Annotated in this window: 24 protein-coding genes; 17 read left to right on the top strand and 7 right to left on the bottom strand. The window is 31.9% G+C overall.

The genetic code is table 11. The features are described 5' to 3' along the window. Window positions 1-30: 30 nt before the first annotated feature. The gene (locus tag Q0881_RS13415; RefSeq protein WP_299161204.1) at window positions 31-543 is read right to left on the bottom strand and encodes a hypothetical protein; all 513 of its coding nucleotides are present in this window, start codon (window positions 541-543) and stop codon (window positions 31-33) included. 24 nt (window positions 544-567) lie between these two features. Then, window positions 568-1,878, bottom strand: coding sequence for an aminodeoxychorismate synthase component I (gene pabB, locus Q0881_RS13410; protein WP_299161202.1), 1,311 nt, complete (start codon window positions 1,876-1,878; stop codon window positions 568-570). A 76-nt stretch (window positions 1,879-1,954) separates the two neighbouring features. On the opposite strand from pabB, the gene Q0881_RS13405 reads away from it, so the two are divergent. From Q0881_RS13405 to Q0881_RS13380, 6 genes are all read left to right on the top strand, one after another. Then, window positions 1,955-3,058 carry a DUF2891 domain-containing protein gene (locus Q0881_RS13405; protein ID WP_299161200.1) on the top strand — a complete coding sequence of 368 codons (1,104 nt, stop codon included), beginning with the start codon at window positions 1,955-1,957 and terminating at the stop codon, window positions 3,056-3,058. Continuing rightward, complete coding sequence (locus tag Q0881_RS13400) at window positions 3,051-4,277, top strand: Nramp family divalent metal transporter (protein WP_299161197.1); 1,227 nt, start codon at window positions 3,051-3,053, stop codon at window positions 4,275-4,277. The genes Q0881_RS13405 and Q0881_RS13400 overlap by 8 nt, the downstream gene beginning before the upstream one ends. Beyond that, window positions 4,267-5,007 carry a 5-oxoprolinase subunit PxpA gene (gene pxpA / locus Q0881_RS13395; protein ID WP_299161194.1) on the top strand — a complete coding sequence of 247 codons (741 nt, stop codon included), beginning with the start codon at window positions 4,267-4,269 and terminating at the stop codon, window positions 5,005-5,007. The genes Q0881_RS13400 and pxpA overlap by 11 nt, the downstream gene beginning before the upstream one ends. Beyond that, entirely contained in the window at window positions 5,000-5,719 is a 720-nt protein-coding gene (gene pxpB / locus Q0881_RS13390) for a 5-oxoprolinase subunit PxpB (protein ID WP_299161192.1), read from the top strand. The genes pxpA and pxpB overlap by 8 nt, the downstream gene beginning before the upstream one ends. Next, the gene (locus Q0881_RS13385; protein ID WP_299161190.1) at window positions 5,712-6,557 is read left to right on the top strand and encodes a biotin-dependent carboxyltransferase family protein; all 846 of its coding nucleotides are present in this window, start codon (window positions 5,712-5,714) and stop codon (window positions 6,555-6,557) included. The genes pxpB and Q0881_RS13385 overlap by 8 nt, the downstream gene beginning before the upstream one ends. 77 nt (window positions 6,558-6,634) lie before the next feature. After that, the gene (locus tag Q0881_RS13380; protein WP_299161188.1) at window positions 6,635-7,432 is read left to right on the top strand and encodes a hypothetical protein; all 798 of its coding nucleotides are present in this window, start codon (window positions 6,635-6,637) and stop codon (window positions 7,430-7,432) included. Between the two features lie 86 nt (window positions 7,433-7,518). Here Q0881_RS13380 and Q0881_RS13375 read toward each other — a convergent pair whose 3' ends face one another. The 4 genes from Q0881_RS13375 to Q0881_RS13360 all read right to left on the bottom strand — a co-directional run bounded on the left by Q0881_RS13375 (window position 7,519) and on the right by Q0881_RS13360 (window position 14,237). Further along, window positions 7,519-9,927 (bottom strand): sodium-translocating pyrophosphatase, encoded by a 2,409-nt coding sequence (locus Q0881_RS13375; protein ID WP_299161186.1) that lies wholly within the window; start codon window positions 9,925-9,927, stop codon window positions 7,519-7,521. Window positions 9,928-10,042: 115 nt separating this feature from the next. Continuing rightward, window positions 10,043-10,570, bottom strand: coding sequence for an inorganic diphosphatase (locus Q0881_RS13370; protein ID WP_299161184.1), 528 nt, complete (start codon window positions 10,568-10,570; stop codon window positions 10,043-10,045). A gap of 101 nt (window positions 10,571-10,671) precedes the next feature. Next, a complete protein-coding gene (locus tag Q0881_RS13365) occupies window positions 10,672-13,176 on the bottom strand; it encodes a DUF5686 family protein (RefSeq protein WP_299161182.1) in 2,505 nt (834 codons plus the stop codon). A gap of 77 nt (window positions 13,177-13,253) precedes the next feature. Next, window positions 13,254-14,237 (bottom strand): pyruvate dehydrogenase complex E1 component subunit beta, encoded by a 984-nt coding sequence (locus Q0881_RS13360; protein ID WP_299161179.1) that lies wholly within the window; start codon window positions 14,235-14,237, stop codon window positions 13,254-13,256. 210 nt (window positions 14,238-14,447) lie between these two features. Here Q0881_RS13360 and Q0881_RS13355 point away from each other — a divergent pair, with 210 nt between their 5' ends. The 11 genes from Q0881_RS13355 to Q0881_RS13305 all read left to right on the top strand — a co-directional run bounded on the left by Q0881_RS13355 (window position 14,448) and on the right by Q0881_RS13305 (window position 23,608). After that, the gene (locus tag Q0881_RS13355) at window positions 14,448-15,188 is read left to right on the top strand and encodes an electron transfer flavoprotein subunit beta/FixA family protein (protein ID WP_299161176.1); all 741 of its coding nucleotides are present in this window, start codon (window positions 14,448-14,450) and stop codon (window positions 15,186-15,188) included. A gap of 94 nt (window positions 15,189-15,282) precedes the next feature. Next, window positions 15,283-16,236, top strand: coding sequence for an electron transfer flavoprotein subunit alpha/FixB family protein (locus Q0881_RS13350; protein WP_299161174.1), 954 nt, complete (start codon window positions 15,283-15,285; stop codon window positions 16,234-16,236). Between the two features lie 143 nt (window positions 16,237-16,379). Next, entirely contained in the window at window positions 16,380-16,991 is a 612-nt protein-coding gene (locus tag Q0881_RS13345; RefSeq protein WP_299161172.1) for a bifunctional nuclease family protein, read from the top strand. A 15-nt stretch (window positions 16,992-17,006) separates the two neighbouring features. Beyond that, the gene (locus Q0881_RS13340; RefSeq protein ID WP_299161170.1) at window positions 17,007-18,725 is read left to right on the top strand and encodes a nucleoside transporter C-terminal domain-containing protein; all 1,719 of its coding nucleotides are present in this window, start codon (window positions 17,007-17,009) and stop codon (window positions 18,723-18,725) included. 199 nt (window positions 18,726-18,924) lie between these two features. Continuing rightward, window positions 18,925-19,107, top strand: a complete 183-nt coding sequence (locus Q0881_RS13335) for a hypothetical protein (protein ID WP_299161168.1) — start codon at window positions 18,925-18,927, stop codon at window positions 19,105-19,107. A gap of 102 nt (window positions 19,108-19,209) precedes the next feature. Beyond that, window positions 19,210-20,034, top strand: a complete 825-nt coding sequence (locus Q0881_RS13330) for a thymidylate synthase (RefSeq protein WP_299161166.1) — start codon at window positions 19,210-19,212, stop codon at window positions 20,032-20,034. Between the two features lie 62 nt (window positions 20,035-20,096). Further along, window positions 20,097-20,282: a hypothetical protein gene (locus Q0881_RS13325; RefSeq protein WP_299161164.1), complete on the top strand. Its 186-nt coding sequence runs from the start codon at window positions 20,097-20,099 to the stop codon at window positions 20,280-20,282. Window positions 20,283-20,302: 20 nt separating this feature from the next. Further along, window positions 20,303-20,791: a dihydrofolate reductase gene (locus Q0881_RS13320; protein WP_299161162.1), complete on the top strand. Its 489-nt coding sequence runs from the start codon at window positions 20,303-20,305 to the stop codon at window positions 20,789-20,791. Window positions 20,792-20,794: 3 nt separating this feature from the next. Then, window positions 20,795-21,688 (top strand): gliding motility-associated ABC transporter ATP-binding subunit GldA, encoded by an 894-nt coding sequence (gldA, locus tag Q0881_RS13315; RefSeq protein ID WP_299161159.1) that lies wholly within the window; start codon window positions 20,795-20,797, stop codon window positions 21,686-21,688. 19 nt (window positions 21,689-21,707) lie between these two features. Beyond that, entirely contained in the window at window positions 21,708-22,553 is an 846-nt protein-coding gene (locus Q0881_RS13310) for an alpha/beta fold hydrolase (RefSeq protein WP_299161157.1), read from the top strand. 179 nt (window positions 22,554-22,732) lie between these two features. Beyond that, window positions 22,733-23,608, top strand: a complete 876-nt coding sequence (locus tag Q0881_RS13305; protein ID WP_299161155.1) for a hypothetical protein — start codon at window positions 22,733-22,735, stop codon at window positions 23,606-23,608. Window positions 23,609-23,867: 259 nt separating this feature from the next. On the opposite strand, the gene Q0881_RS13300 is transcribed toward Q0881_RS13305, so the two are convergent. Further along, the gene (locus tag Q0881_RS13300; RefSeq protein WP_299161153.1) at window positions 23,868-24,623 is read right to left on the bottom strand and encodes a DUF6261 family protein; all 756 of its coding nucleotides are present in this window, start codon (window positions 24,621-24,623) and stop codon (window positions 23,868-23,870) included. Window positions 24,624-24,660: the final 37 nt, after the last annotated feature.

The following is a 24,660-nucleotide window of genomic DNA, read 5'->3' as shown; positions in this document are numbered from 1 at the left end:
ATAGTTTTTTTAAACATATTAGTTGTCATATTATTCTCTGATAATATCTCCGTTATTTGAGATTTTAAAATATAGTGTAGAAGGGTTTTCAGAAATATATTCTGTTAACTCTATTCTATTTTTATCTAGTTTTGAAGTAGTTTTTAACATGCCTTCAGCAATCTCATCATAAGCTAAAACTTGACTATTAATAATAGTAAAGTTTTTATCGTAGTTTACCAGCATTGAAATTACTTCAGTATTGTTTGGGTAAAAATAGAATACAACAGATTGAAAGTTGTCAGATATTTTAGGAAGGTATGAAATTCCAATTTTAGCTTTTTCATCATTTAATTGATCTATAAAAACTGAAGGAAGTTTTAGTAATTTCTGTTCCTCTTTGCTTAAAAGTTTCCCTTCTACATGATTGTCAAAATTAGTACTGTCAATAAGTGGTAGTTGTTTTACAGGATATTCATTAACAAATGAATATTTATTGGTTTTACAAGCAATTCCACCAATTAAGAATGTTATTAAGACTAGGACTTTAAATATGTTTTTCATAGGGATAAATATAGTTAAGTTTAATTAGTTGTTTAAAAGAACATATTTCATAGCCTTAGCTTTTAAAAGGCATTCTTCATATTCTTTTTCAGGAGTAGATTTAGCTGTAATGGCTCCACCTACAGAATAAGAAACGTATTTTTCGTCAGTATTGTATAAAATACTTCTAATAACTACATTAAAGTCGAAATCGTCATTAGGAGTAAAATAACCTACAGTTCCAGAATATAAACCGCGTTTTGTTTCTTCTAATTCTTCAATAATTTTCATTGCTGAAATTTTAGGAGCTCCCGTCATACTACCCATTGGAAAAGTATCTTTTATAATATCTACAGGATGTTTTGTTGGAGCTACTTCTGAAGTTATGGTAGAAATCATTTGATGTACTTGTTTAAAAGAATAAACCTTGCATAATTCTTCAACTGTAACACTACCTTTTATAGCTGCTTTAGATAAATCGTTACGAACTAAATCAACAATCATAATGTTCTCAGAACGTTCTTTTTCATCACGAGCTAAATCGAAAGCTATTTTTTCATCTTCAATTTTATTTATTAATCGTTTAGCAGTTCCTTTTATAGGTTGAGAAATAATTTTATTCCCTTCTTTTTTTATATATCTTTCTGGAGTAGCAGATAACAAGTGTAAGTTTTCATGCTTAAAGAAAGTAGCAAAAGGAGGTTCAGATATTTTGTTTAAATGAATATAAACCTCATAAGGATCTATTATTGTATTCTCAGCATAGAATTCTTGACAGAAATTTGCTTCATAAATATCACCTCTATGAATATGTTCCAAAACTTTCGTTACTTTTTGATGGTATTCATCTTTGTGAATTCGAAGTTTAATTTTAATGTCACTTTCTTCAGATGAATTACTATGGTTAATGTTTGGATTTATTTCTATAATTTCTTCAAAATCTTCTTCTAATTCATCATCAATCATTTGCAAATAATGAAATTCAACAGTATTACCTTTGATAAAAATTAATTTTTGAGGCTGAAAAAAATATAAATCAGGAAAAAAAAGATTGTCAGAATTGGTAGACTTTAATTTTTCTACATCATTTTTTACATCATAAGATATATAGCCGAAAAGATAATCTTTTGTGTATGACTGATATTCTTTTAGTTTATCAAAAGCATTGTGATAATCTGTTTTTATAGAAGTAAATTCATCAACAGCAATAACACAATCGAATGAAGAATATTTTTGTTCGTAATTATTTGAATCCAACCAAATAACAGTCTCAAATTGTTTGATCCATGAAAATATTTTTTGTTTAAATACTTTTGGATTATCTATTTTAAAATTACGTTGTGTTCTTTTAGACATCGTACAAAAATAAAGAATACAAGAATACTTTTGTTTTCTTTTCCTATTTTTATAAAAATCAAATTAATTAAATAGAATGAAAAAATCAATATTCTTTTTTTTACTAGTTTCCATAATAGCGTGTAATACGACAGAAAAGAAAAAGAAAGTAGGAGAAATAAAAAAAGAACCAGTACCTACATTAAATTTAGAACAAGCTAAAAGATTAGTTTCGTTACCAATAAGTTGTATTGAAGTAGAATATCCAAATAAATTGAATCAAGTTATAGGAGAAGCATCAGACTTACAATCGCCTAAAGAACTACATCCAGCTTTTTATGGGTGTTTTGATTGGCATTCATCTGTGCACGGACATTGGAGTTTGGTTTCCTTGTTAAAACAATTTCCGAATCTTGATAATTCAGCAGAAATAGCGCAGAAATTATTGAATAATATCTCTAAAGAAAATATAGAAAAAGAGGTAGCTTATTTTCATGGAAAGCATAATAAGAGTTGGGAGCGTACCTATGGTTGGGCTTGGTTGTTAAAATTAGCAGAAGAATTGCATACTTGGGACACTCCTGTAGCTAGGCAATTAGAAGAGAATTTACAGCCACTAACCGATTTAATTGTTGAAAAATATTTTGATTTTTTACCGAAGTTAAAATATCCAATTAGAGTAGGGGAACACACCAATACAGCATTTGGATTAACTTTTGCTTGGGATTACGCAACTGCTGTTGGGAATTCTAAATTACAAGATTTAATAAAAAAACGAGCACGGTCTTTTTATTTAAAAGATGCACATTGTCCGTTGTCATGGGAGCCTAGTGGTTACGATTTTTTATCGCCTTGTTTACAAGAAGCAGCAATTATGAAACGTATTATGTCTCCAGCAGAATTTAGATTATGGTTTGCAGATTTTCTTCCTCAATTAAAAGATAAAAACTTTACATTTCCAGTTGGAGAAGTATCAGATAGAAAAGATGGGAAATTAGTACATTTAGATGGAGTAAACTTTTCTAGAGCTTGGGCATTGAATAAAATAATTAAAAGAATGCCAGAGTACAAACATTTAAAAAACATAGCCAATCAGCATATTAACTATTCATTACCCAATATAGTAGGAGATAGTTATGAAGGTGGGCATTGGTTAGGAAGTTTTGCTATTTATGCATTAAATTCTATAGACAATGATTAAAAAGTTGTTTCAAAATATTGGTCCAGGAACTCTAATAGCAGCTGCTTTTATTGGTCCAGGAACGGTAACCTTATGTACACTTGCAGGAGTTAATTTTGGAATGAATTTATTATGGGCAATGTTATTGTCAATTATAGCGACCATTGTTTTGCAAGAAATGGCAGCTAGATTGGGGATTATTTCTCAAAAAGGATTGTCGGAAGTTATAAGAGAAGAAATAAAACACCCTTTTTTTAAACAATTTATTACCGTGCTAATTTTAGCTGCGATTGTAATTGGTAATGCATCTTACGAAGCAGGGAATATTAGTGGTGGAATTTTAGGCTTGGAAACCGTTTTTGGAAAAGCTGTTATTAGTTTGGGGAATTTTTCTATTAATCTAATGAGTCTCATTATTGGAGGTATTGCTTTTGCACTTTTATATATAGGGAGTTACAAATTTTTAGAAAAAGCACTAGTAAGTTTAGTTTTATTAATGAGTGTATCTTTCTTAATTACCGCAATTGTAACCAAACCTAATATTATAGAAATCTTAAAAGGAATGTTTATTCCGAGGTTTCCAGATAAAAGTTTGTGGACAGTTGTAGGTTTAATAGGAACAACAGTAGTGCCTTATAATTTGTTTTTACACGCATCCTTAGTAAAAGAAAAATGGAAAACATCAAACGATTTATCTTTTGCTAGAAAAGATACTGTTATTTCCATCATTTTAGGAGGTTTAGTATCTATGGCAATTATTATTTCAGCAGCGGCCATACCAACAAAAGATATTAGTAATGCAGCAGATTTAGCTACAAGTTTAGAGCCTTTATATGGAGAGTTTGCTAAATATTTTTTAGCGCTAGGTTTGTTTGCAGCAGGAATCACATCAGCAATCACAGCGCCTTTAGCAGCAGCTTATGTAGCTAAAGGATGTTTGGGATGGGAAGAAGGTTTAAAATCTAAAAAGTTTAGAGCAGTTTGGATATTTATTTTGGTAATAGGTGTAGTGTTTTCTTCTATAGGAATTAAGCCTATTGAAATTATCAAATTTGCCCAAATAGCCAATGGAATGTTATTGCCAATTATAGCAGGAATCCTATTATGGATTATGAATAAAAAATCGTTGCTAGGAAAATATAGCAATACAAAATTTCAAAACATAATTGGATTTTTAATTTTGGCAGTTAGTATATTCTTAGGATTAAAAAGTATTTTAAAAGTATTCAATGTCTTCTAAATTATCAATAGATATTAATTGTGATGTTGGGGAAGGTGTAGGAAATGAGGAACTACTTATGGCTTACATATCTTCCTGTAATATTGCTTGCGGAGCACATGCAGGAAGTGTAAAAATTATTGATCAAGTAATTGGCTTGGCAAAAGAACATAACGTAAAAATTGGAGCGCATCCGTCTTTTCCAGATAAAGAAAATTTTGGAAGAGTGGTGATGGATGTTTCCCAAAAAGAACTTCAGTATAGTATTGAGAATCAAATTAATTTATTGAAAGAGAGAGCAGCTTTGCAAGAAGTGAAACTTCATCACATAAAACCACATGGAGCTTTGTATAATTTGATTGCAAAGGATAAAGAAATGGCTCGTTTGGTTATAAAAGCAATTCAAAACACATGTCCAGAACTATTTTTATATGTTCCGTATAATTCAGTAATAGCAGCTGAAGCTTTAAAAAATAATTTACAAATAAAATACGAAGCGTTTGCTGATAGAAATTATAATGAGAATTTAACTTTGGTGTCGAGAAGAAAAGAAAATGCTTTGATAATTAATAGAGAAGCTGTGTTTTCTCATATTAAAAGAATGATTGTAGACAAAGAAGTAGCAACCATTGCAGGTACAAAAGAAATCATAGCCGATACTATTTGTGTACATGGAGATACAAAAAATGCAGTGGAATTGGTAATCTATGTTTTTACAAAACTTACAGAAAATAATATAACGATTGCTTAAAAAACCAACATATACGTTTTTTGGAGAACGAGCTATTTTAATAGCGTGGGAAGCTGTGATGTCGGAAGAAATTATACAAGATATCACGCGTTTTGAACAATTTATAAGTTTAGAAAAATTACAGCTAATAGAAGATAGTATTATAGGGTATAATTCGTTGATGCTTATTTATAAAAACGAGCCAGAGAAAGAAGAAATAGAATCACTTCAAGAACTTTATAAAAATGGTAATGCTTCTATAGAAATACAAAATTACTTATGGAAAATTCCAGTGTGTTATGGTACACGGTTTGGAGTAGATTTAGAGGAGTTAACAAAAAGCTTGCAGTTAACACCAGAAGAACTCATACAAAAACATAGTACTACTGTGTATAGCGTGTATTTTATAGGTTTCTTACCAGGCTTTCTATATTTAGGAGGTTTAGAAAAATGTTTGCATTTTCCTAGAAAAGCGACACCAAGATTAGAAGTAGCAAAAGGTTCAGTAGCTATAGGAGGGAGTCAAACAGGAATTTACCCACAGCAGAGTGCAGGTGGGTGGAATATTATAGGAAGAACACCAATATCATTGTTCGATGTTACAAAAGAAATTCCATGTTTTGCTAAGTCGGGCGATAAAATTCAATTTGTGCCAATAACACTTTCAGAATACGAAAAGATAACAGCACAGAAGGAAAAATATCAATTACTAAAAACACTGTTAGATGATTAAGGTAGTAGCATCAGGAATATATAGTTCTATACAAGATACTGGTAGAAAAGGGTATCGGAAAATTGGAGTGCCAGTTTCTGGAGCTATGGATGCTTATTCGGCACAATTAGCCAATAACTTATTACATAATAGTGAAGATGCAGCGCTTATAGAAGTTACTTTTGGAGGTTGTAAACTAGAATTTTTAACAGATACTTTTATTTGTATTACTGGAGCTGATTTTTCTCCTAAATTGGAAGATGTACTTATCAAGTTAAACTCAGTACAAAGAGTTGTGAAAGGTACAGTGTTGTCTTTTGGAAAAAGAAATTATGGAGTACGAACCTATATTGGAGTTTCGGGAGGCATACAGTCTGAACAATTTTTAAACAGCCGAAGTTTTTATAAGGGAATCACGCCTGATTTTATCTTAAGAAAAGGAACGATTTTACCAATTGCAGCCAAAGAGGGCCAGTTGCAAAGAAGCTTCGCTGCTGTTAAAATAAATCAGCAACATTTTACTTCGGAAAGTATCAAGTGTTTTAAAGGTCCAGAATTTGATTTGCTTTCTTCAGAACAAATCACATTGTTACAAGAAACAGTATTTACGATTTCTTCTGATAACAACCGTATGGGCTATCGACTCAACGAAGCTATGCCTAATAGTTTTGATTCTATGCTGACTTCTGGGGTATTACCAGGTACAGTACAATTAACGCCTTCAGGAAAGTTAATTGTATTAATAAGGGATTGTCAAGTTACAGGAGGTTATCCGCGAGTGTTACAAATTTTTGAAAAAGGGATTAATATACTTGCTCAAAAAACGACAGGGGATCGATTGAGGTTTGTGTTTGGATAAAAGAGAAACAAACTCAAGAACCCCAAAAACCTGGAATAGGCTATGGGTAGAAAACTATACGAATATAAAAATATGTTATGAAAAAAATAAAAACAATACTAGTACTGATTCTTATATTAACTTTTAATTACTCTTTTTCTCAAAAATCTAAAGTGGTAAAAGAATGGATAATGAAAGATACTTTATTTATTTCTCAGGTAACTAAAGCATATAACACTTCAACCAAAAAACTATTTGAAGTTCTAGAAGTGGATGATGATGAGTTAGAAAAATTAGGGTATGATTATTTTTTAAACACTAATGGTAATGGTAAAGGATATATATCTTTTCATTATAAGATCCTTTATCTTAAAAATGAGATTGTAGCTTATGAATTAGTAGCAGATATTCCTGATGAACTGAAAAAAACAAGGGAATTATATAAGGAAAAATTATCAAAGCTGTTTGATGTAAATAATAATTTTGAAGTTAAGCCAATAAAGGTCGGTATTAAAAAGACATTTCAATCATTAAACCCCAAAACGAATGCGCCTAAAGAAATTAGAAAAATAATGAGCCCGTTTATTGGGGTTACCTATGGAGGTCATTGCGGTTTTGCAGGTAGATTGTTGTCAAATAGAGAGCTTTTTAATAAGGTTATAAAACCTTCAAATTGTCAAATCTTATTGTATAGTATAAATCCGGCTACTAGGATTATGGCTATAGAATATTTTTATTGTAATCGTTCAAGTTTTAATTCTAAGCAAATTATAGAGATTGAGAAAAGAGTTAAAGAAATAGAAAGACAAGTGCCATTTACAAGAACTTGTTCTGGATGTCTTTTTGGTGAAGACTTGACTAAAGAAATAGTAAAAAAACTGAAGAACTGTAAATGATGTATTAGTTCGTTGAATTTATATATGGAATAAAAAAAACCTCACAGTAACTGTGAGGTTTTTTAGTTTTTATAATATAGAAAAAGCTATTCTTTCTTTTCAGTTTCTTTTTCTACTTTTCTGATAACTTTTTTAACTTCTACAGAAGCGTTTTTATCAGTAGTTTTTTCAACCTTTTGTTTTACTTCTTCTACAGTACCTTCAATAGTTTCAGTTTCAGAAATTGTTTCACCATTTTCAGTTTTAGAAGTAGTAACTACAGCTACAGCAGTTTCACCATCGGTAGATTTCATTTCTACTTTGATTTCTTTCTTTATTTCAGCGTGATTATCACTAGTATGAGAAGTATGCCCACCTAAAAGAGGAGCTATTACTAAACCAACCAAACAAGTTAATTTAATTAATATGTTCATAGAAGGTCCAGAAGTATCTTTAAAAGGATCACCAACCGTATCTCCAGTTACAGCAGCTTTGTGTGCATCAGAACCTTTGTAAGTCATTTCTCCGTTAATTTCTACACCCGCTTCAAAAGATTTTTTAGCATTGTCCCAAGCACCTCCAGCATTGTTTTGGAAAATAGCCCACATAACACCAGATACACAAACACCAGCCATATAACCACCTAAAGGTTCAGCGCCAAAAATTAACCCGATTAAAATAGGCGTAATAATGGTGATTAAACCAGGTAAAATCATTTCTCTTAAGGCAGCTTTGGTTGAAATATCAACACATTTTGCATATTCAGGCGTTCCAGTACCTTCCATGATTCCTGGAATTTCTCTAAACTGACGACGTACCTCTTGTACCATTTCCATGGCTGCTTTTCCTACAGATTCCATTGCTAAGGCAGAAAAAACTACAGGAATCATTCCTCCAACAAATAGCATCGCTAAAACATCGGCTTTAAAAATATTAATTCCGTCAATGCCCGTAAAAGTTACATATGCAGCAAATAAAGCTAAGGCTGTTAATGCAGCAGAAGCAATAGCAAAACCTTTACCAACAGCAGCTGTTGTATTTCCTACAGAGTCTAAAATATCTGTACGTTCACGAACATGATCTTCTAAATCACTCATTTCAGCAACTCCACCAGCATTATCAGCAATTGGTCCAAAAGCATCAATAGCTAACTGCATAGCTGTTGTAGCCATCATTGCTGAGGCTGCTAAAGCAACTCCGTAGAATCCTGCGAAATAATAAGAACCATAAATGGCAGCAGCAAATAAAATAACAGATAAAAAAGTAGATTTCATTCCTACTGCTAAACCTGCAATAAGATTTGTTCCTGCACCAGTTGCACTATTTTGAACGATATTCATTACTGGTTTCTTACCTAAACTTGTATAATAAGCGGTAACCATTGAAATTAATGCTCCTACAGCTAAACCGATACATGCTGACCAGAATACGTTTATTGAAGTAACATCTTTAATTCCTTCTCCAAAGAAGCTCATTTGCATCGTTTCTGGTAGCATCCAGTCGATTAAAAAGTAACTTGCAGCTAATGTTAATAATATTGATACCCAGTTTCCTGTGTCTAATGCTTTTTGAACTTCAGCTTCTTTTGCTGAATTATCTTTTATACCAACTAAAAATGTTCCTATAATAGAAGCAACGATTCCAACTCCTGCAATTACCAGTGGTAATAAGATTGGTCCCATGTTATTAAATCCATCAGCGAATTGAGTTGTGGTTGACATATCTCTAATTACATAGTTACCTAAAACCATGGCAGCTAAAACAGTTGCAACATACGAACCAAATAAGTCAGCTCCCATTCCAGCAACGTCACCAACATTATCACCAACGTTATCTGCAATAGTAGCTGGGTTACGAGGATCGTCTTCAGGGATACCTGCTTCTACTTTACCAACCAAATCAGCTCCAACATCCGCAGCTTTGGTGTAAATACCACCTCCAACACGTGCAAATAATGCGATTGATTCAGCTCCTAAAGAAAAACCAGCCAATGCTTCTAAAACTACGGTCATGTTTTCATAGAAAGAACCATCACCTCCCATAAACTGATTGGTGAAAAAGATAAAAAATAAACTTAATCCTAAAACGGCTAAACCTGCAACACCAAGCCCCATTACGGTTCCACCTCCAAAAGATACTTTTAAAGCTTGTGGTAAACTTGTTTTAGCAGCTTCTGCTGTTCTAGCGTTTGCGTCGGTTGCAATTCGCATACCAATGTTTCCTGCTAAGGCAGAAAAAATGGCTCCTATAATAAATGCTGGAACAATCATCCAGCTTGTAGTGTCTACTAATTTTGATATAATAAAAAGAGCTACTGAAGCAATAGCTACAAAAATTAATAATAGCCGGTATTCGGCAGCTAAAAAAGCAAGAGCTCCTTCTTTAATGCTTTTTGAAATGGATTGCATTTTGTCATTTCCTGCATCTTGTTTTTTTACCCAGACCATTTTTATATACATAAAAATAAGTCCTAAAATTGCCAGAACTATTGGCAAATACATTATGTTTTGTTTCATGTTTAAGTAATTTGATTAGTTATAAGTGTTCGTAAATATAACGAAATCAATCACTAAACAAAAAACCTCTCAGATAGTTCTGAGAGGTTTTTTATAAATTTATTAAAATTTCTTACTAAATAGTGAAATCTCCATTGGCTTTATGCTCACTATTTTCATAGCGTTCGATACACTTATCTAATATTTCATAAGCTTCATTAGCATCTCCCCAAGCACCAATATCTACTTTCTTTTTTTCTAAATCTTTATATACTTGGAAAAAGTGAGTAATTTCTTTTAATCTATGTGGATTTAAGTCTGAAAGATCATTTTTATTATTCCAAATAGGATCAGAAACCGGTACACAAATAATTTTTTCATCTGGTCCTTTTTCATCAGCCATATGGAAAACACCTATAGGCTTTACTTCCATAACACACATTGGAAAAGTAGGTTCAGCACCTAAAACTAATACATCTAAAGGATCTCCGTCTAAAGCTAAAGTTTGTGGAATAAATCCATAATCTCCAGGATACATCATAGAAGAAAATAACATTCTATCAAAACGTATTTTTCCTAAATCAAAATCGTATTCGTATTTATTTCTACTCCCTTTTGGTATTTCAATTAAAACATCTACTGTCTTTCTTTCTTTTGCAGTCATATATCTTGCTTTTCTTCGTTTCTAAAATCGGACAGCAAAAGTACTAATTTATTGCCGTCTTTAAAGGGGATTTTGGTGTTATTTTATAGTTAATATTATGATTATAAGCCAGGTCTAATTCCTATACGAATTGCGAACTTCGGAGTAGGGGTAACAACTGAACCTGCAGGTGGTGTATAATTACTTCTCCAAATAGCGTCAATACGTAAAAAACGAAGGTTTCCATACCCTATATTTTCTAGTCCTACACCATACTCGTAATAAACTTTATTAGGAGCATTGTAGTTAACATTTGAACGATTAATATCGATATTATCTTTCGAAATTGTTCCATAAGCAGCTCTAAAAGTAAATAAACTACGAAGTTTAAGCTTCTTTAAAAGTGGAATTCTGTTTAGTATAAATCCATTAAAGTGATGCTCAAAATGAGTTGCTAAATAAGTATCAGTAACAAAATCGTAATAATTTAATAAAGCAAATGTATTCCTTACCAAAGAAAATGATTGATTGGCTGGTACAGCATTTAATAAACTTATTGGCACTGTTCCAAATGTTTTTCCAGCTTCTACTGTAGCATCAAAAATTCCAAATTTACTTAATAGAATTGGTTGATTGTATTTGAATTGGATTCTGTCATAATTATGAGTTCCGTTAAATACACCTTTATAGCCTCTTCGGTAGTTTAACACTAGGGTTGGGAATATATTACGACCAAAACGTCTTTCTACACCCAATCCATAAACAAATCGACCAGGAGTGTATGATACATAGATGTCTGAAGCGACATCAGTTACTTGCGATTGAATATTCCCATTTTCACCAACATAATCCATTGAGAAATCTTTCTGTGAAGCAGAACGTATTCTAGCATGCGATAAATTTACACCAAAATGTAGGTTTAGTTTAATTTGATAATCAAAATTAGTAGCTATTTTTTTGATGTCAGATAAAAAGAAGTTGTCACCTCTTGAGAATAATGCAGTTGTTCCAAAACTACCTCCTAAAAGCTGTGTGGTGTTTAACAAGGTACTTCCTAATTGTTCTATATCGTTCTGATAGGCTAATCCAACAGCAATTCTTGGTTTGTAAGATAAAAGGTAACGACCTTCTGCACCATATTTTACCCTCTTATCTTTAAACCCGTAAGCAACATGACCACTTAAACGAAAACGATCATCTTTTGTTTTAAACGACCTAAAACCAACTTTAGTTCTAAATCCTTCTACTTGATTACTAGCAAAGGCAGTCCATAAAGGTCCAAATTGAAGCCCCATACTAGTATTTATATATCCACTAGCAACTGTATTTATTAAACCAGTTATGTTTTTAATCTGCTTTTTTTCTTTAACTTCTTCAATAAGTTTATAAGTAGATTTACTCTCTTCGTTTTGTTTAGCGTCCCAATAAGAATCTTCTTTTTCGTATTGATCAGGTCTTATTTTTGTAATTTCAGTAGTGTAAAAATCTTTGGGTAGGGGTTTGTCTAAAATATACTTATCAAATAAAATGGTTTTCTTAATAGTTAACCCTTTGTTACTTTCATTTTTGTCTACAAGCGTAAAGTCACCTTCGTAAGCATTTTTTGTAGGGATATATATACTGTCGTTTCTAACTTCAAATTCTTTTTCAAAAGATAAGCCTCTAACAAAGTTCAAGTTGATACTCTTATGAACTCTCATTTTTAATTTCTTTATAGAGAATGTTTTGTCAGCAACCCAAAAGTTTCCTTGGAAAGCTAAATCACCATTTCTAAGAGGGAAGAAGTAGATGTTATATAATTTCTTGTCATTCTTAACAATGCTATCATATAAAACGTAGTCATAAGTAGCAAATCCATCTGTAGATAAAGGACTTACAAATGATTTTCTTAATAATGTTATATTGTTTTTAAAAACATCAACATTTTGAAAGGTGTTAGACATCCTGTCGAAAACAAAACCTTGAGCACCTAAACCTTCAGATTTTTCAGCTTCTATATCCTTTCTAACATTATTAGTAACGTTATTTCCATAAACATTAGTAACCTGTTCATTTAGAAAGATCGGAATGTAATAGTTAATACCATCACTATCATATTTTACTTGATTAATAGCTTGCTTATATTCTTTTTTGAAAATTTTTTTTAAGAAAAGTGTGTCTAAGTTATTTAGCCCAATTTCAATAGAAGTTTGTTTCTTGTATTGATAATAATCAACTAAGTCAAGTCCATTTTTTCTTTTTCTTTTCCAGATTTCTTTTAAAATTCTATAAGCAGGATTCTCTTTTTTCTTTAAACGTTTTTTAGGTTTAGATACTACAATAACCTCTTCTAATTCATTAGTCCCTTCTTTTAGAACAACATTCAAATACTTAGTTTTCTGGCTAACTTTTAATGTTTGTGTTTGAAAACCAATAAAAGAGATTTCTAAAGTACCTCTATACTTTTTTGTTTTTAAAAAGAATTTACCATTGTCATCGGTAGTTGTTCCGTAAGTAGTATTCTTTAAAAAGACATTAACGAAAGGCATTGGATTGTTAAATTCATCAACAACTTTACCTTTTAACGTCAATTGTGAGTATAACACGTTGGTTATTAATACTAATAGTACTGTAAGTCTAAGTTTCATTTTTTTTATTACTATAAAATCCTTTCGACCAGTGTCAAAAGGATTTTAATTTCTTTTCAATTTCTTCTTTTTCTTTTTTATTTGTTAAGGTACATTACGTCCTTAACAGCTTTTACAACATCATTAGCATTTGGTAACCATTCTTCTAATAAAACTGGAGAATATGGTGCAGGTGTGTCTGCTGTTGTTATTCTTTTAATAGGAGCATCTAAATAATCAAATGCTTCATCTTGTACTCTAAAAGTAATTTCTGAAGAAACACTTCCAAAAGGCCAAGCTTCTTCTAAGATTACTAATCTATTAGTTTTCTTTACAGATTCTAAAATTGCATTATGATCCATTGGACGAACTGTACGTAAATCAATAATTTCAATTGAAATTCCTTCTTTAGCTAATTCTTCAGCAGCTTTGTATGCTTCTTTTATAATTTTACCAAAAGAAACTACAGTTACATCAGTTCCTTCTCTTTTTATATCAGCAACTCCAATAGGAATGATATATTCTCCTTCTGGAATTTCCATCTTATCACCATACATTTGTTCTGACTCCATAAAAATTACTGGATCATCATCACGAATAGCAGCTTTTAATAAACCTTTAGCATCGTAAGGGTTAGAAGGTACAATTACTTTTAATCCAGGGCAATTTGCGAACCAACTTTCAAAAGCTTGAGAGTGTGTTGCTGCTAATTGACCAGCAGAAGCTGTAGGACCTCTAAATACGATAGGACAATTAAATTGACCTCCACTCATTTGGCGGATCTTTGCTGCATTATTAATAATCTGATCAATACCAACTAAAGAGAAATTAAAAGTCATGTATTCTACGATAGGACGATTTCCATTCATTGCAGAACCAACTGCAATTCCTCCGAAACCTAATTCAGCAATAGGAGTATCGATTACTCTCTTTTCACCAAATTCATCTAACATTCCTTTCGAAGCCTTATAAGCTCCATTATATTCTGCTACTTCCTCACCCATTAAGTAAATGCTTTCATCTCTTCGCATTTCCTCACTCATAGCTTCGCAAATAGCTTCTCTAAATTGTACTGTTTTCATACGTTTTATAAGTAGTTGTTTATCAAGAGTGCAAAAATAATAAAAATAGCGCTAAAAAATACTTTTTTAACTTAAACAAATCATTGTCTACATTTGTAGTGATTTATAGATGATTAAATCAAAGGAAAAAATTTACTATGCATGCATAGTAAATTAAAAAAAAGGCGTAACTTCGTCGCTCAAAATTAAGTTTCTTAAAAACAACGATATATGAAAATATTAGTCTGTATCAGCCACGTACCTGATACTACTTCAAAAATTAACTTTACTGATAACGATACAAAGTTTGATACTAATGGAGTTCAATTTGTAATAAACCCATATGATGAGTTTAGTTTAACTCGTGCTATGTGGTTTAAGGAAAAACAAGGAGCTAGTGTAACGGTTGTAAATGTTGGAGGAGCTTCAACAGAACCAACTTTACGTAAAGCATTAGCAATTGGTGCAGATGACGCAATTCGTGTAAATGCTGAACCAACTGATGGTTTTATGGTAGCTAAAGAATTAGCTGAAGTTGTTAAAAATGGAGGATATGATCTAGTTTTAGCAGGAAAAGAATCTGCTGATTATAATGGGCAAATGGTTCCAGGAATGTTAGCATCTTTAGTAGATTTTAATTTTGTTAGTGGTTGTGTTGGTGTAGAAGTAGATGGAGCTAATGTAACTTTAGATAGAGAAATTGATGGGGGAGAGGAAAAAGTTTCTTCAACTTTACCAATGGTTGTAGCAGGACAAAAAGGAATTGTAGAGGAAAAAGATTTACGTATTCCTAATATGCGTGGAATTATGATGGCGCGTAAAAAACCTTTAGCGGTAGTTGAACCAGTAGGTGCAGCTGCAAGCACAGCAACTCAAACTTTTGAGAAGCCAGCAGCAAAAGGAGCAGTGAAGTTAGTTGATAATGTTGATGAGTTAATTGACTTATTACACAACGAAGCAAAAGCAATTTAAATTAAAAATTTAGTCATTGAGAACAAAGTGAAGCAATCGGTTTAAAAAGATTACTTCGTTACTTTTCTCAAATGACGTCTAAAAAATATAAAATATGTCTGTATTAGTTTTTGCCGATTCATCGGAAGGAAAATTTAAAAAAACTGCTTTTGAGGCAGTTTCATACGGAAAAAAAGTAGCGGAGCAATTAGGTGGCGACATGGTCGTTGTAACTATTAATGGTGGAGATGCTTCTGAATTATATACGTATGGAGCAGAGAAAGTTGTTGAAGTGAAAAACGATTTAACATCTTTTAATGCAAAAGCATATGCATCAATTATAAAGCAAGTAGCAGAATCTAAAGGAGCGAATACGGTAATTTTAGATTCAAGTATTGATGGTTTAACGGTAGCTCCATTGGTAGCAGTTGGTTTAGAGGCTGGATTAGCGTCTAATGTAGTAGCGTTACCAAGTAGTACAAGTCCATTTGTTGTTAAAAGAAAAGCATTTTCAAATAAAGGATTTAACAATACTGAAATAACGAGTGATAAAAAGGTAGTAGGAGTTGCAAAGAACTCATACGGGGCTCATGAGAATCCAGCAAGTGGATCAACAGAGTCTTTTGATGCATCTTTACCAGAGTTAGGAGTAAAGTCTGAAAGCATTAACAAAGCAACAGGTACAGTTACAATAGCTGATGCTGATGTTGTAGTATCTGCAGGAAGAGGGTTAAAAGGACCTGAAAACTGGGGAATGGTTGAAGAATTAGCTGAGGTTTTAGGAGCAGCAACTGCATGTTCTAAACCAGTATCAGATTTAGGATGGCGTCCTCATAGTGAGCACGTAGGACAAACTGGTAAGCCAGTAGCTTCAAACTTATATATTGCCATTGGTATTTCTGGTGCAATTCAGCATTTAGCAGGTATTAACGCATCAAAAGTAAAAGTAGTTATTAATACAGATCCGGATGCACCTTTCTTTAAGGCTGCAGATTATGGTATTGTAGGTGATGCTTTTGAGGTAGTACCACAGTTAGTAGAGAAATTAAAAGCTTTTAAACAAGCATAAATTAATGGGCAAATTTTCTTTTTATAGAAATTAGAGGTCAACTCATAATTTTTAGTAAATTGTGCCCACTTAAGAAGGCTGTCTAAAATTTTAAGCAAAGAGCCTAAAATTAGACAGCTTTTTGTTTTTACGATGATTGATAAATGAGTTTAATTAAACTGACTATTAAGGGGATTTCATACAGTCAAACCCAAAGTGGAGCTTATGCATTGGTGCTGAGCGAAATGGAAGGAACAAGAACGTTACCAATTATTATTGGAGCATTTGAAGCACAATCTATAGCAATAGCTTTAGAAAAAGAAATCCGTCCCCCAAGACCACTTACACACGATTTATTTAAAACATTTGCAGATAGATTTGCTATTATGGTTAATCAGGTTATTATTCATAAACTGGTTGATGGCGTGTTTTATTCTAGTTTAATTTGTGAAAGAGATGGAGTAGAAGAAGTAATTGATACACGAACATCAGATGCAATAGCATTGGCAGTTCGTTTTCAAGCACCTATTTATACGTATGAAAACATTTTAGATAAAGCTGGAATTTATTTAAAAATGGATGAAGAATTAATAATTGAAGAAGACTTAGACTCTGATGAAATTGAGTTTTCTTTAGAAGAGGAAGAAGAAGTAGAGAAAGGTAGCTACGCGCACTTATCATTACAAGAATTACACGAACAACTTAACGAAGCTGTAGCTAACGAAGATTATGAAATGGCCGCGAAAATTCGCGATGAAATCAGCAAACGTTCTTAAATTAAAATATATACAATGAAGAAATTATTTACTTTCATAATGCTTTGTGCATCAATATTAACTTTTGGGCAGAGCATAGAGAAAAAGTGGAATTTTTCGTCGATTACGACTACTGATGGAAATTCGGTAGTAACCATAAACCCTTCAGATGTTTTAAATTTAACAGAAGGAAACTTTAAATATTCTTTAGTTGCAAAAGATAGTTTAGCAGCAGCAGGGAATTATATTCACCAAAACAACTTATTAATATTTAATTATAAGCAACCGAATGATACGGTTCGTTATTATAATGTAGTTGAGTTAACAGATGAGGCGTTAACATTATCTGAAAAAAACGTATTATACAAATTTACATCAAACCCTGAAGCGGTAGCAGTTGTAGCGGAAGTAGCAGAAGTTGCTGCCAAGACTGATGCAATTATTCCAAGTCAAGGATTTTCTATGCAGAGTTTGTTTAGAGGAGTTTTAGGAATGTTGGTATTATTAGTTGTGGCATTCTTATTTAGTTCAAACAGAAAAGGAATAGATTGGAAAATCGTAGGATTAGGTTTGGCTTTTCAATTAATAATTGCAGTTGGTGTTTTAAAAGTATCTTTTGTTCAAGGTGCTTTTGAATTGATTGGGCGTTTGTTTATTGAAATTTTAAATTTTACAAGAGCAGGTAGTGAATTTCTATTTAGTGGGCTGGTTGCAGATATGGATTCATTTGGGTTTATTTTCGCATTTCAAGTATTACCAACCATTATTTTCTTTTCAGCTTTAACTTCTTTATTGTTTTATTTAGGAGTTATTCAAGTTATAGTTAAGTTGATGGCGATGTTACTATCTAAGGTTTTAAAAATATCTGGAGCAGAAAGTTTATCAGTTGCAGGAAATATTTTCTTAGGGCAAACAGAAGCACCTTTACTAATAAAGGCTTATTTAGAAAAAATGAATAAGTCGGAAATGTTATTGGTAATGATTGGTGGTATGGCAACCGTTGCAGGAGCCGTTTTGGCAGCCTATATCGGTTTCTTAGGTGGCGATGATGAGGCATTACGATTAGTATATGCAAAACATTTATTGGCAGCATCTGTAATGGCAGCACCAGGAGCAATTATTATTTCAAAAATATTATACCCACAAACAGAAGCGGTAAATACAGATGTACAAGTTTCATCAGAAAAAATAGGATCAAATATTTTAGATGCTATTGCAAATGGAACTACAGAAGGTTTAAACTTAGCAATGAACGTAGCAGCAATGTTGTTAGTGTTTATTGCATTTATAGCAATGTTGAATGGAGGTTTAGATTTAGTGGGAAGACTAACAAGTTTAAATGATCTTATAGCCGCAAATACAGCATATAAAAGTTTATCATTAGAATTTATCTTAGGTTATGTGTTCGCACCATTAATGTGGTTAATAGGTGTGGCGAGAGAAGATATGGCTTTAATGGGACAACTATTAGGAATTAAATTAGCAGCGAGTGAGTTTGTTGGATATATTCAATTAGCAGAACTTAAAAATGTAGCAAGTGCAACGCATTTAACTTATAATAAGTCAATTATTATGGCAACCTATATGTTATGTGGATTTGCAAACTTTGCATCTATAGGAATCCAAATTGGAGGTATAGGTTCTTTAGCGCCAGGACAACGTAAAACATTATCGGAGTTTGGAATGAAAGCATTAATTGGAGGAACTATAGCGTCTTTAATGTCTGCAACAATTGCAGGTATGATTATCGGATAAGACTATTTATATAAAAAACTTAAAAGAGCTTCAGTATTAAATACTGAAGCTCTTTTTTCTTGCAATGATTTAAGAATGTAGTATACACAGGGTGTGCAAGTTAGTTGTTGAAATAAAATATTTTATTTTACGAATATGATTATTTTTTAACACTTTTTTCAATATATTTATACCACCCGAAATCTTAAATCATAAAATTATGAAGAATTTAAAAAATCTAAACGGATTTAAACCATTGTCAAAAAAAGAACAAGTTCAAATTAATGGAGGCGGAAGAGCCTATTGTAAAGGGAACAATATGTGTTGTTCTCGATTACCAAATGGATATGAATTTTGCGATTATGGATACTGTTTAGGTAATGGTAATTGTATGTGGGCATAATAATAAATGCCTATAGTTAATAACTTACTGAAAACAATTTTTAAAGCATCGATATTTTTTATCGATGCTTTTTTATTTTTATACCCTAATTAAAGAGGGAAGATGCAACAGTACTTAGACTTAGTAAAACACGTTTTAGAAAGCGGAAACGAAAAAGGTGATAGAACAGGAACAGGAACAAAAAGTGTTTTTGGATACCAAATGAGATTTGATTTAAGTGAGGGGTTTCCAATGGTAACCACTAAGAAATTACATTTAAAATCTATTATTTATGAGCTGCTTTGGTTTATTAAAGGTGATACGAATGTAAAGTACTTGCAAGAAAATGGCGTGCGTATTTGGAACGATTGGGCTGATGAGAATGGCGATTTAGGACCAGTTTATGGACACCAATGGCGTAATTGGAATAGTGATGAAGTAGATCAGTTAAAGGAAGTAATAGAAACACTTAAAAAGAATCCAAATAGTAGAAGAATGTTGGTTTCTGCATGGAATCCGTCGGTATTACCAGATACCACAAAATCTTTTTCTGAAAATGTAGCGAATGGTAAAGCGGCATTGCCTCCATGCCATGCATTTTTTCAATTTTATGTTGCAGACGGAAAATTATCGTGTCAATTATACCAACGAAGTGCCGATATATTCTTAGGAGTTCCGTTTAACATCGCATCGTATGCGTTGTTTACCATGATGATAGCACAAGTTTGTGGATATGAAGCGGGAGACTTTATACATACATTTGGCGATGCACATATTTACAACAATCATATGGAGCAATTGGAGTTGCAACTCTCTAGAGAAGCAAGACCATTGCCAACAATGAAAATGAATCCAGCCATAAAAAATATAGAAGATTTTACTTTTGAAGATTTTGAATTGACGGATTACAATCCGCATCCACACATAAAAGGTGTTGTAGCAGTGTAATTTAACATTATTTTATAGGCTTTCTTTAGTAAATTTGTAATAGGAACTAAAAAGTACAGAAAATGACTACAAATGTTGACGTTTTAAAAGATTCCCTTTATGAAAAAATAGCTGAAATTAACGATGAAGAAGTTTTAGTTGCTATTAAAATTTTAATAGACAATATACAAACAGAAGACGCAGAGGAAGCTGTTACAAGAAAAAGAGACTTAACAAGTTATATTAAAGAATGGGCAAAGAGTGTATAATTGTTCATTAAATAAATTTTATGATTACAATAATTGCTGCAATAGCAAACAACAATGCTTTAGGAAAAGATAATGACTTAATATGGCACCTTCCAGCTGATTTAAAGCGTTTTAAAAAAGTTACTTCAGGACATCATATTTTAATGGGGCGCAATACTTTTGAAAGTATCGGGAAACCCTTGCCAAATCGTACCTCAGTTATAATAACGAGAAATAATGATTATTTTAAAGACGGTTGTTTCATAGCAAATTCAATAGAAGAAGCATTAGAGATAGCTAAAGAAGATACTGATATATTTATTATTGGAGGTGCACAAATATATAAGCAAGCCATTGAAAAAGGATTGGTGGATAGGTTAGATATAACGGTGGTGCATCATGAATTTGAAGCAGATGTTTTCTTTCCAGAAATAGATATGAATGTTTGGAAAGAAGCATCGAGAGAAAACTTTATGGCAGACGCTAAAAATAAATACGATTATAGTTTCGTTTCTTACGTAAGAAAATAATTTATGTCAATACAACTTACATCAATATCAAAAGTATACGGTACGCAAAAAGCTGTTAACGGAATTAGTTTAGAAGCTAATAAAGGAGAAATTGTTGGTTTTTTAGGCCCAAATGGAGCAGGGAAATCAACAACCATGAAAATCCTAACAGGTTTTATCCAACCATCAGAAGGTGCTGTACTGGTAAGTGGAATAGATGTAATAGAAAATCCTATTGAAGCACAAAGAAAAATAGGGTATTTACCAGAGCACAATCCATTGTATTTAGATATGTATGTGCGAGAATACTTACAGTTTCAAGCCTCAATTCATAAAGTAGCTAAAGCCAAAGTAGCTGAGGTAATAGCACAAGTTGGTTTAACAGTAGAAGCGCATAAAAAAATAGGGCAATTGTCTAAAGGGTATCGTCAAAGAGTAGGCTTAGCAGCGGCAATTTTACACGACCCAGAAGTGTTAATTTTAGATGAACCCACTACAGGATTAGATCCAAATCAATTGGTAGAAATCCGTGAGTTAATAAAAGAACTAGGAAAAGACAAAACCGTATTGTTATCTACGCACATTATGCAAGAGGTAGAGGCGGTATGTGACCGAGTGGTGATTATAAACAAAGGAGAATTGGTAATAGATAAGCCGATTTCTGAACTTAGAACCAATAAGGAACAAGTGATTAGAGTTACTTTTGATTATAAACTAGAAGAACAGTTTATTAAACGATTGCCTAATTTAACGTCTTTTGAAAATACAACAGAAAACAACTGGATACTATCTTTTGAATCGAAAGAAGATATGCGTCCTGTTATTTTTGATTTTGCCCAAGAAAACGGCTTGAAAATTTTAGGCTTAAACACCGAGAATAAAAACCTGGAGAGCTTGTTTAGAGAGTTGACGAATTAGTTTGCTAAAGACAACTAACATGGAAATTATAAAAAATATAGTTTTAGAAAGGGGTGCTAAGAAACCAATTTTGATTGACACGTTTTTTTCAAAAGAAACATTGCATCAACCAGTAGTTGTTTTTTGTCATGGTTATAAAGGTTTTAAAGATTGGGGCGCTTGGGATTTAATGGCTGAATCGGTAGCAAAATCTGGATTTTGTTTCGTGAAATTCAATTTTTCTCATAACGGAGGTACTGTTGAAAACCCTATTGATTTTCCAGATTTAGAAGCTTTCGGAAATAATAATTATACCAAAGAGTTAGATGATTTGCATGATGTATTAACTTGGGTTAAAGAGTATTTTGCGGGGTATAAAAATATTGATACCAACAGCATTAATTTAATAGGTCATAGTAGAGGAGGCGGTATTTCCATTATAAAAGCTTCTGAAGACAATCGAATACAAAAACTAATTACTTTGGCGAGTATAAGCGATTTTGGAAAACGCACAGCTACTATTGGTAATTTAAAGGAGTGGAAAGAGACTGGTGTAAAATATGTGGTTAATGGAAGAACCAAACAGCAAATGCCGCATTATTATCAGTTTTATACAGACTTTAAACAAAACGAAGCACGTCTTAATATTAAATCTGCCGAAGAGAAATTAGAAATTCCACATTTAATTATTCACGGAGATAATGATACTTCAATTTCAATAAACGAAGCAAAAGAGCTTTATGAGTGGAATTCAAAAAATGAACTAGCAATTATTAAAGGAGCAGATCATGTGTTTAATGTAAAGCATCCATGGAATAACACAGCGTTGTCTACCGAATTAGAAAATGTAGTTGAGCTTGTTTTAGCTTTTTTGAATACGAAATAAGGATCACTATTATTCGTATCTTATATAAATTCATTTAGATTCAAAATTTCTTTTTAATATTTCTTTCATTTCTGTTAGTCTTTGACTAGTGGTTAATTGTATTGTTGTTTAATGAATAGACAAATAAGATTTAAAATCTTTTTAAGAAATAAGGGTAGAAATACTTAGATTTACCTTGCATGAAAAAAGGAATACTAATATTATTTATAAGTTGTTGTTTACTGCTGGGGTGTAAAACTGTAAAATTAGATTATACGCCATATTACACAGCGGTGTATAAAGCTGATAGTTTAATGACTACCTCTAACTTTAAAAAAAGTTATGGTATTTTAGACTCTATTTTTAATTTATACAAACCTCTTAATTCTTCTTACCAAGAATATTTTACGTTTACAAAACTTTCTTACCTACTAAAATTAAAATATAAAAATAAATTAATCAATTCTATAACTGATTATGGATTAGATAAAGATTATTTTAAGTACGATAGTATTTTAAATAAAGCTTTTAATGAAATAAAAATCTCTGATAAAGAATATCAAAAATATAGAGCTAAATATATTAATTCAATAGATTTAAACTTAAGAAAAGAAATAAAAGAAATGGTTTTTCTAGATCAAAAGTATAGAAAAGAAAATATAGATAGTGAATCTGCTAATAAAATTATTCTTCAAGATTTAGAAAACCAAAATTTATTAAAGGTATTATTTAATAAAAACATCTACCCAAATGAAAGGGTTATAGGGAATTATAGTATAGATAAAAAAAGTATAAATATTGTTGCTGTATTGTTGCATACCAACGATTCAATTAGAATTAACTATTTCTTACCTAAAATTAAAGAGTTTGTAATAGCAGGGAAATGTTCTCCAGTTATATACGGAGCAATGGTTGATCAATATCATTTGTATAATGATGAGAACCAATTTTACGGAACATATAATATAAATCGTATTCCTATTAAGCATTATTTTAAATATAATTCAAGACGAAAAACAATTGGTTTACCAACTATTGAATTTGATTTATATAAAATAAAACAATTTAAACCTTAAAAATTAGTAGTTATTTCTCTGGTTTCTGTTAGCCTTTTAATAGTTGTATATAGCATCGTTTTTTAATTAAACTATAAAAACAAAAAACTAATTTACTTCACTCATGCCTCGTTCTCAATGACGAAAAAAACGCCATTCCGAAGAAATAAAACGAGGATTAGAATCTGATTATAATTAGTTGTTTGCATTAAAAACAATAGATTACGATACTCGTGTTTCGTTCGAAATGACGAATAACTATAGTTGGGAAGTTATATTTTTAGTAGGTTCCTCCGTTTTGAGTGTTCTCCTTTGTGTCCGCTGGAGCATCATTAGGCGTAGAAACTCTATTGTCTACCACTAAATTATATTGCTTGGTTAGTACTTCAATCTCCTCCATAAGACTAGCATAGGTAGCATTGTTGCCTAATACATCATGGGCCTTAATATGACTCATTAAGGTTTTATAAGCAAACGTAGTATCAGTCCTTAGCTCAGAAATACTCGTTAACGGGTTGGCAGCAGTTTCTCCCACACGTTCAATATACTTTGTGCCAAAAGTTTCATTGGCGCTTTTTAACTCGGCTAACCAATCCGTAAGATTTAAGTCGTTAATCGCAGCAATTAATTCGGGTTTGGTTTCAAAATCGTTGATACAGCTACTAATAATAGCCGTTTCTTCTTGGTAGCTCTTACGGGTAATATCCTTGCCATAAACATCAATACTAAGAATTGCGTTTTTAGCATGGTCTTGTTTGCTAGCATTGTTATGATAGGTAAAACCATTCAATACTGTTTTAATACCAACAAAGGCTCGGTCTCTACGCTCATCTAGCGCAATAATCTCTTGGGTTATAGCACTTCCTAAACTTTGCTGAAAAACTTCGTCAATTTGAGTTGTCAACCCAGTTAAAGCGTCCCGCTGATCGGTTAATTCTAAAAGCGCTACATCTTGTTGGTTTACTAATTTAAGAACATCTTTCATGTATTGTAGATATTCTCCGTTACGAAAACGATTTACATACGGTGCAGTCATAATACAAACTTTATATAGAGAGTACTAAAGATTATGT

It is taken from the genome of uncultured Tenacibaculum sp., assembly GCF_947494125.1.
Lineage (GTDB): Bacteria > Bacteroidota > Bacteroidia > Flavobacteriales > Flavobacteriaceae > Polaribacter.
The sequence above is the reverse complement of the archived record's forward strand: the minus strand, read 5'-3'. Positions and strand labels throughout refer to the sequence as shown.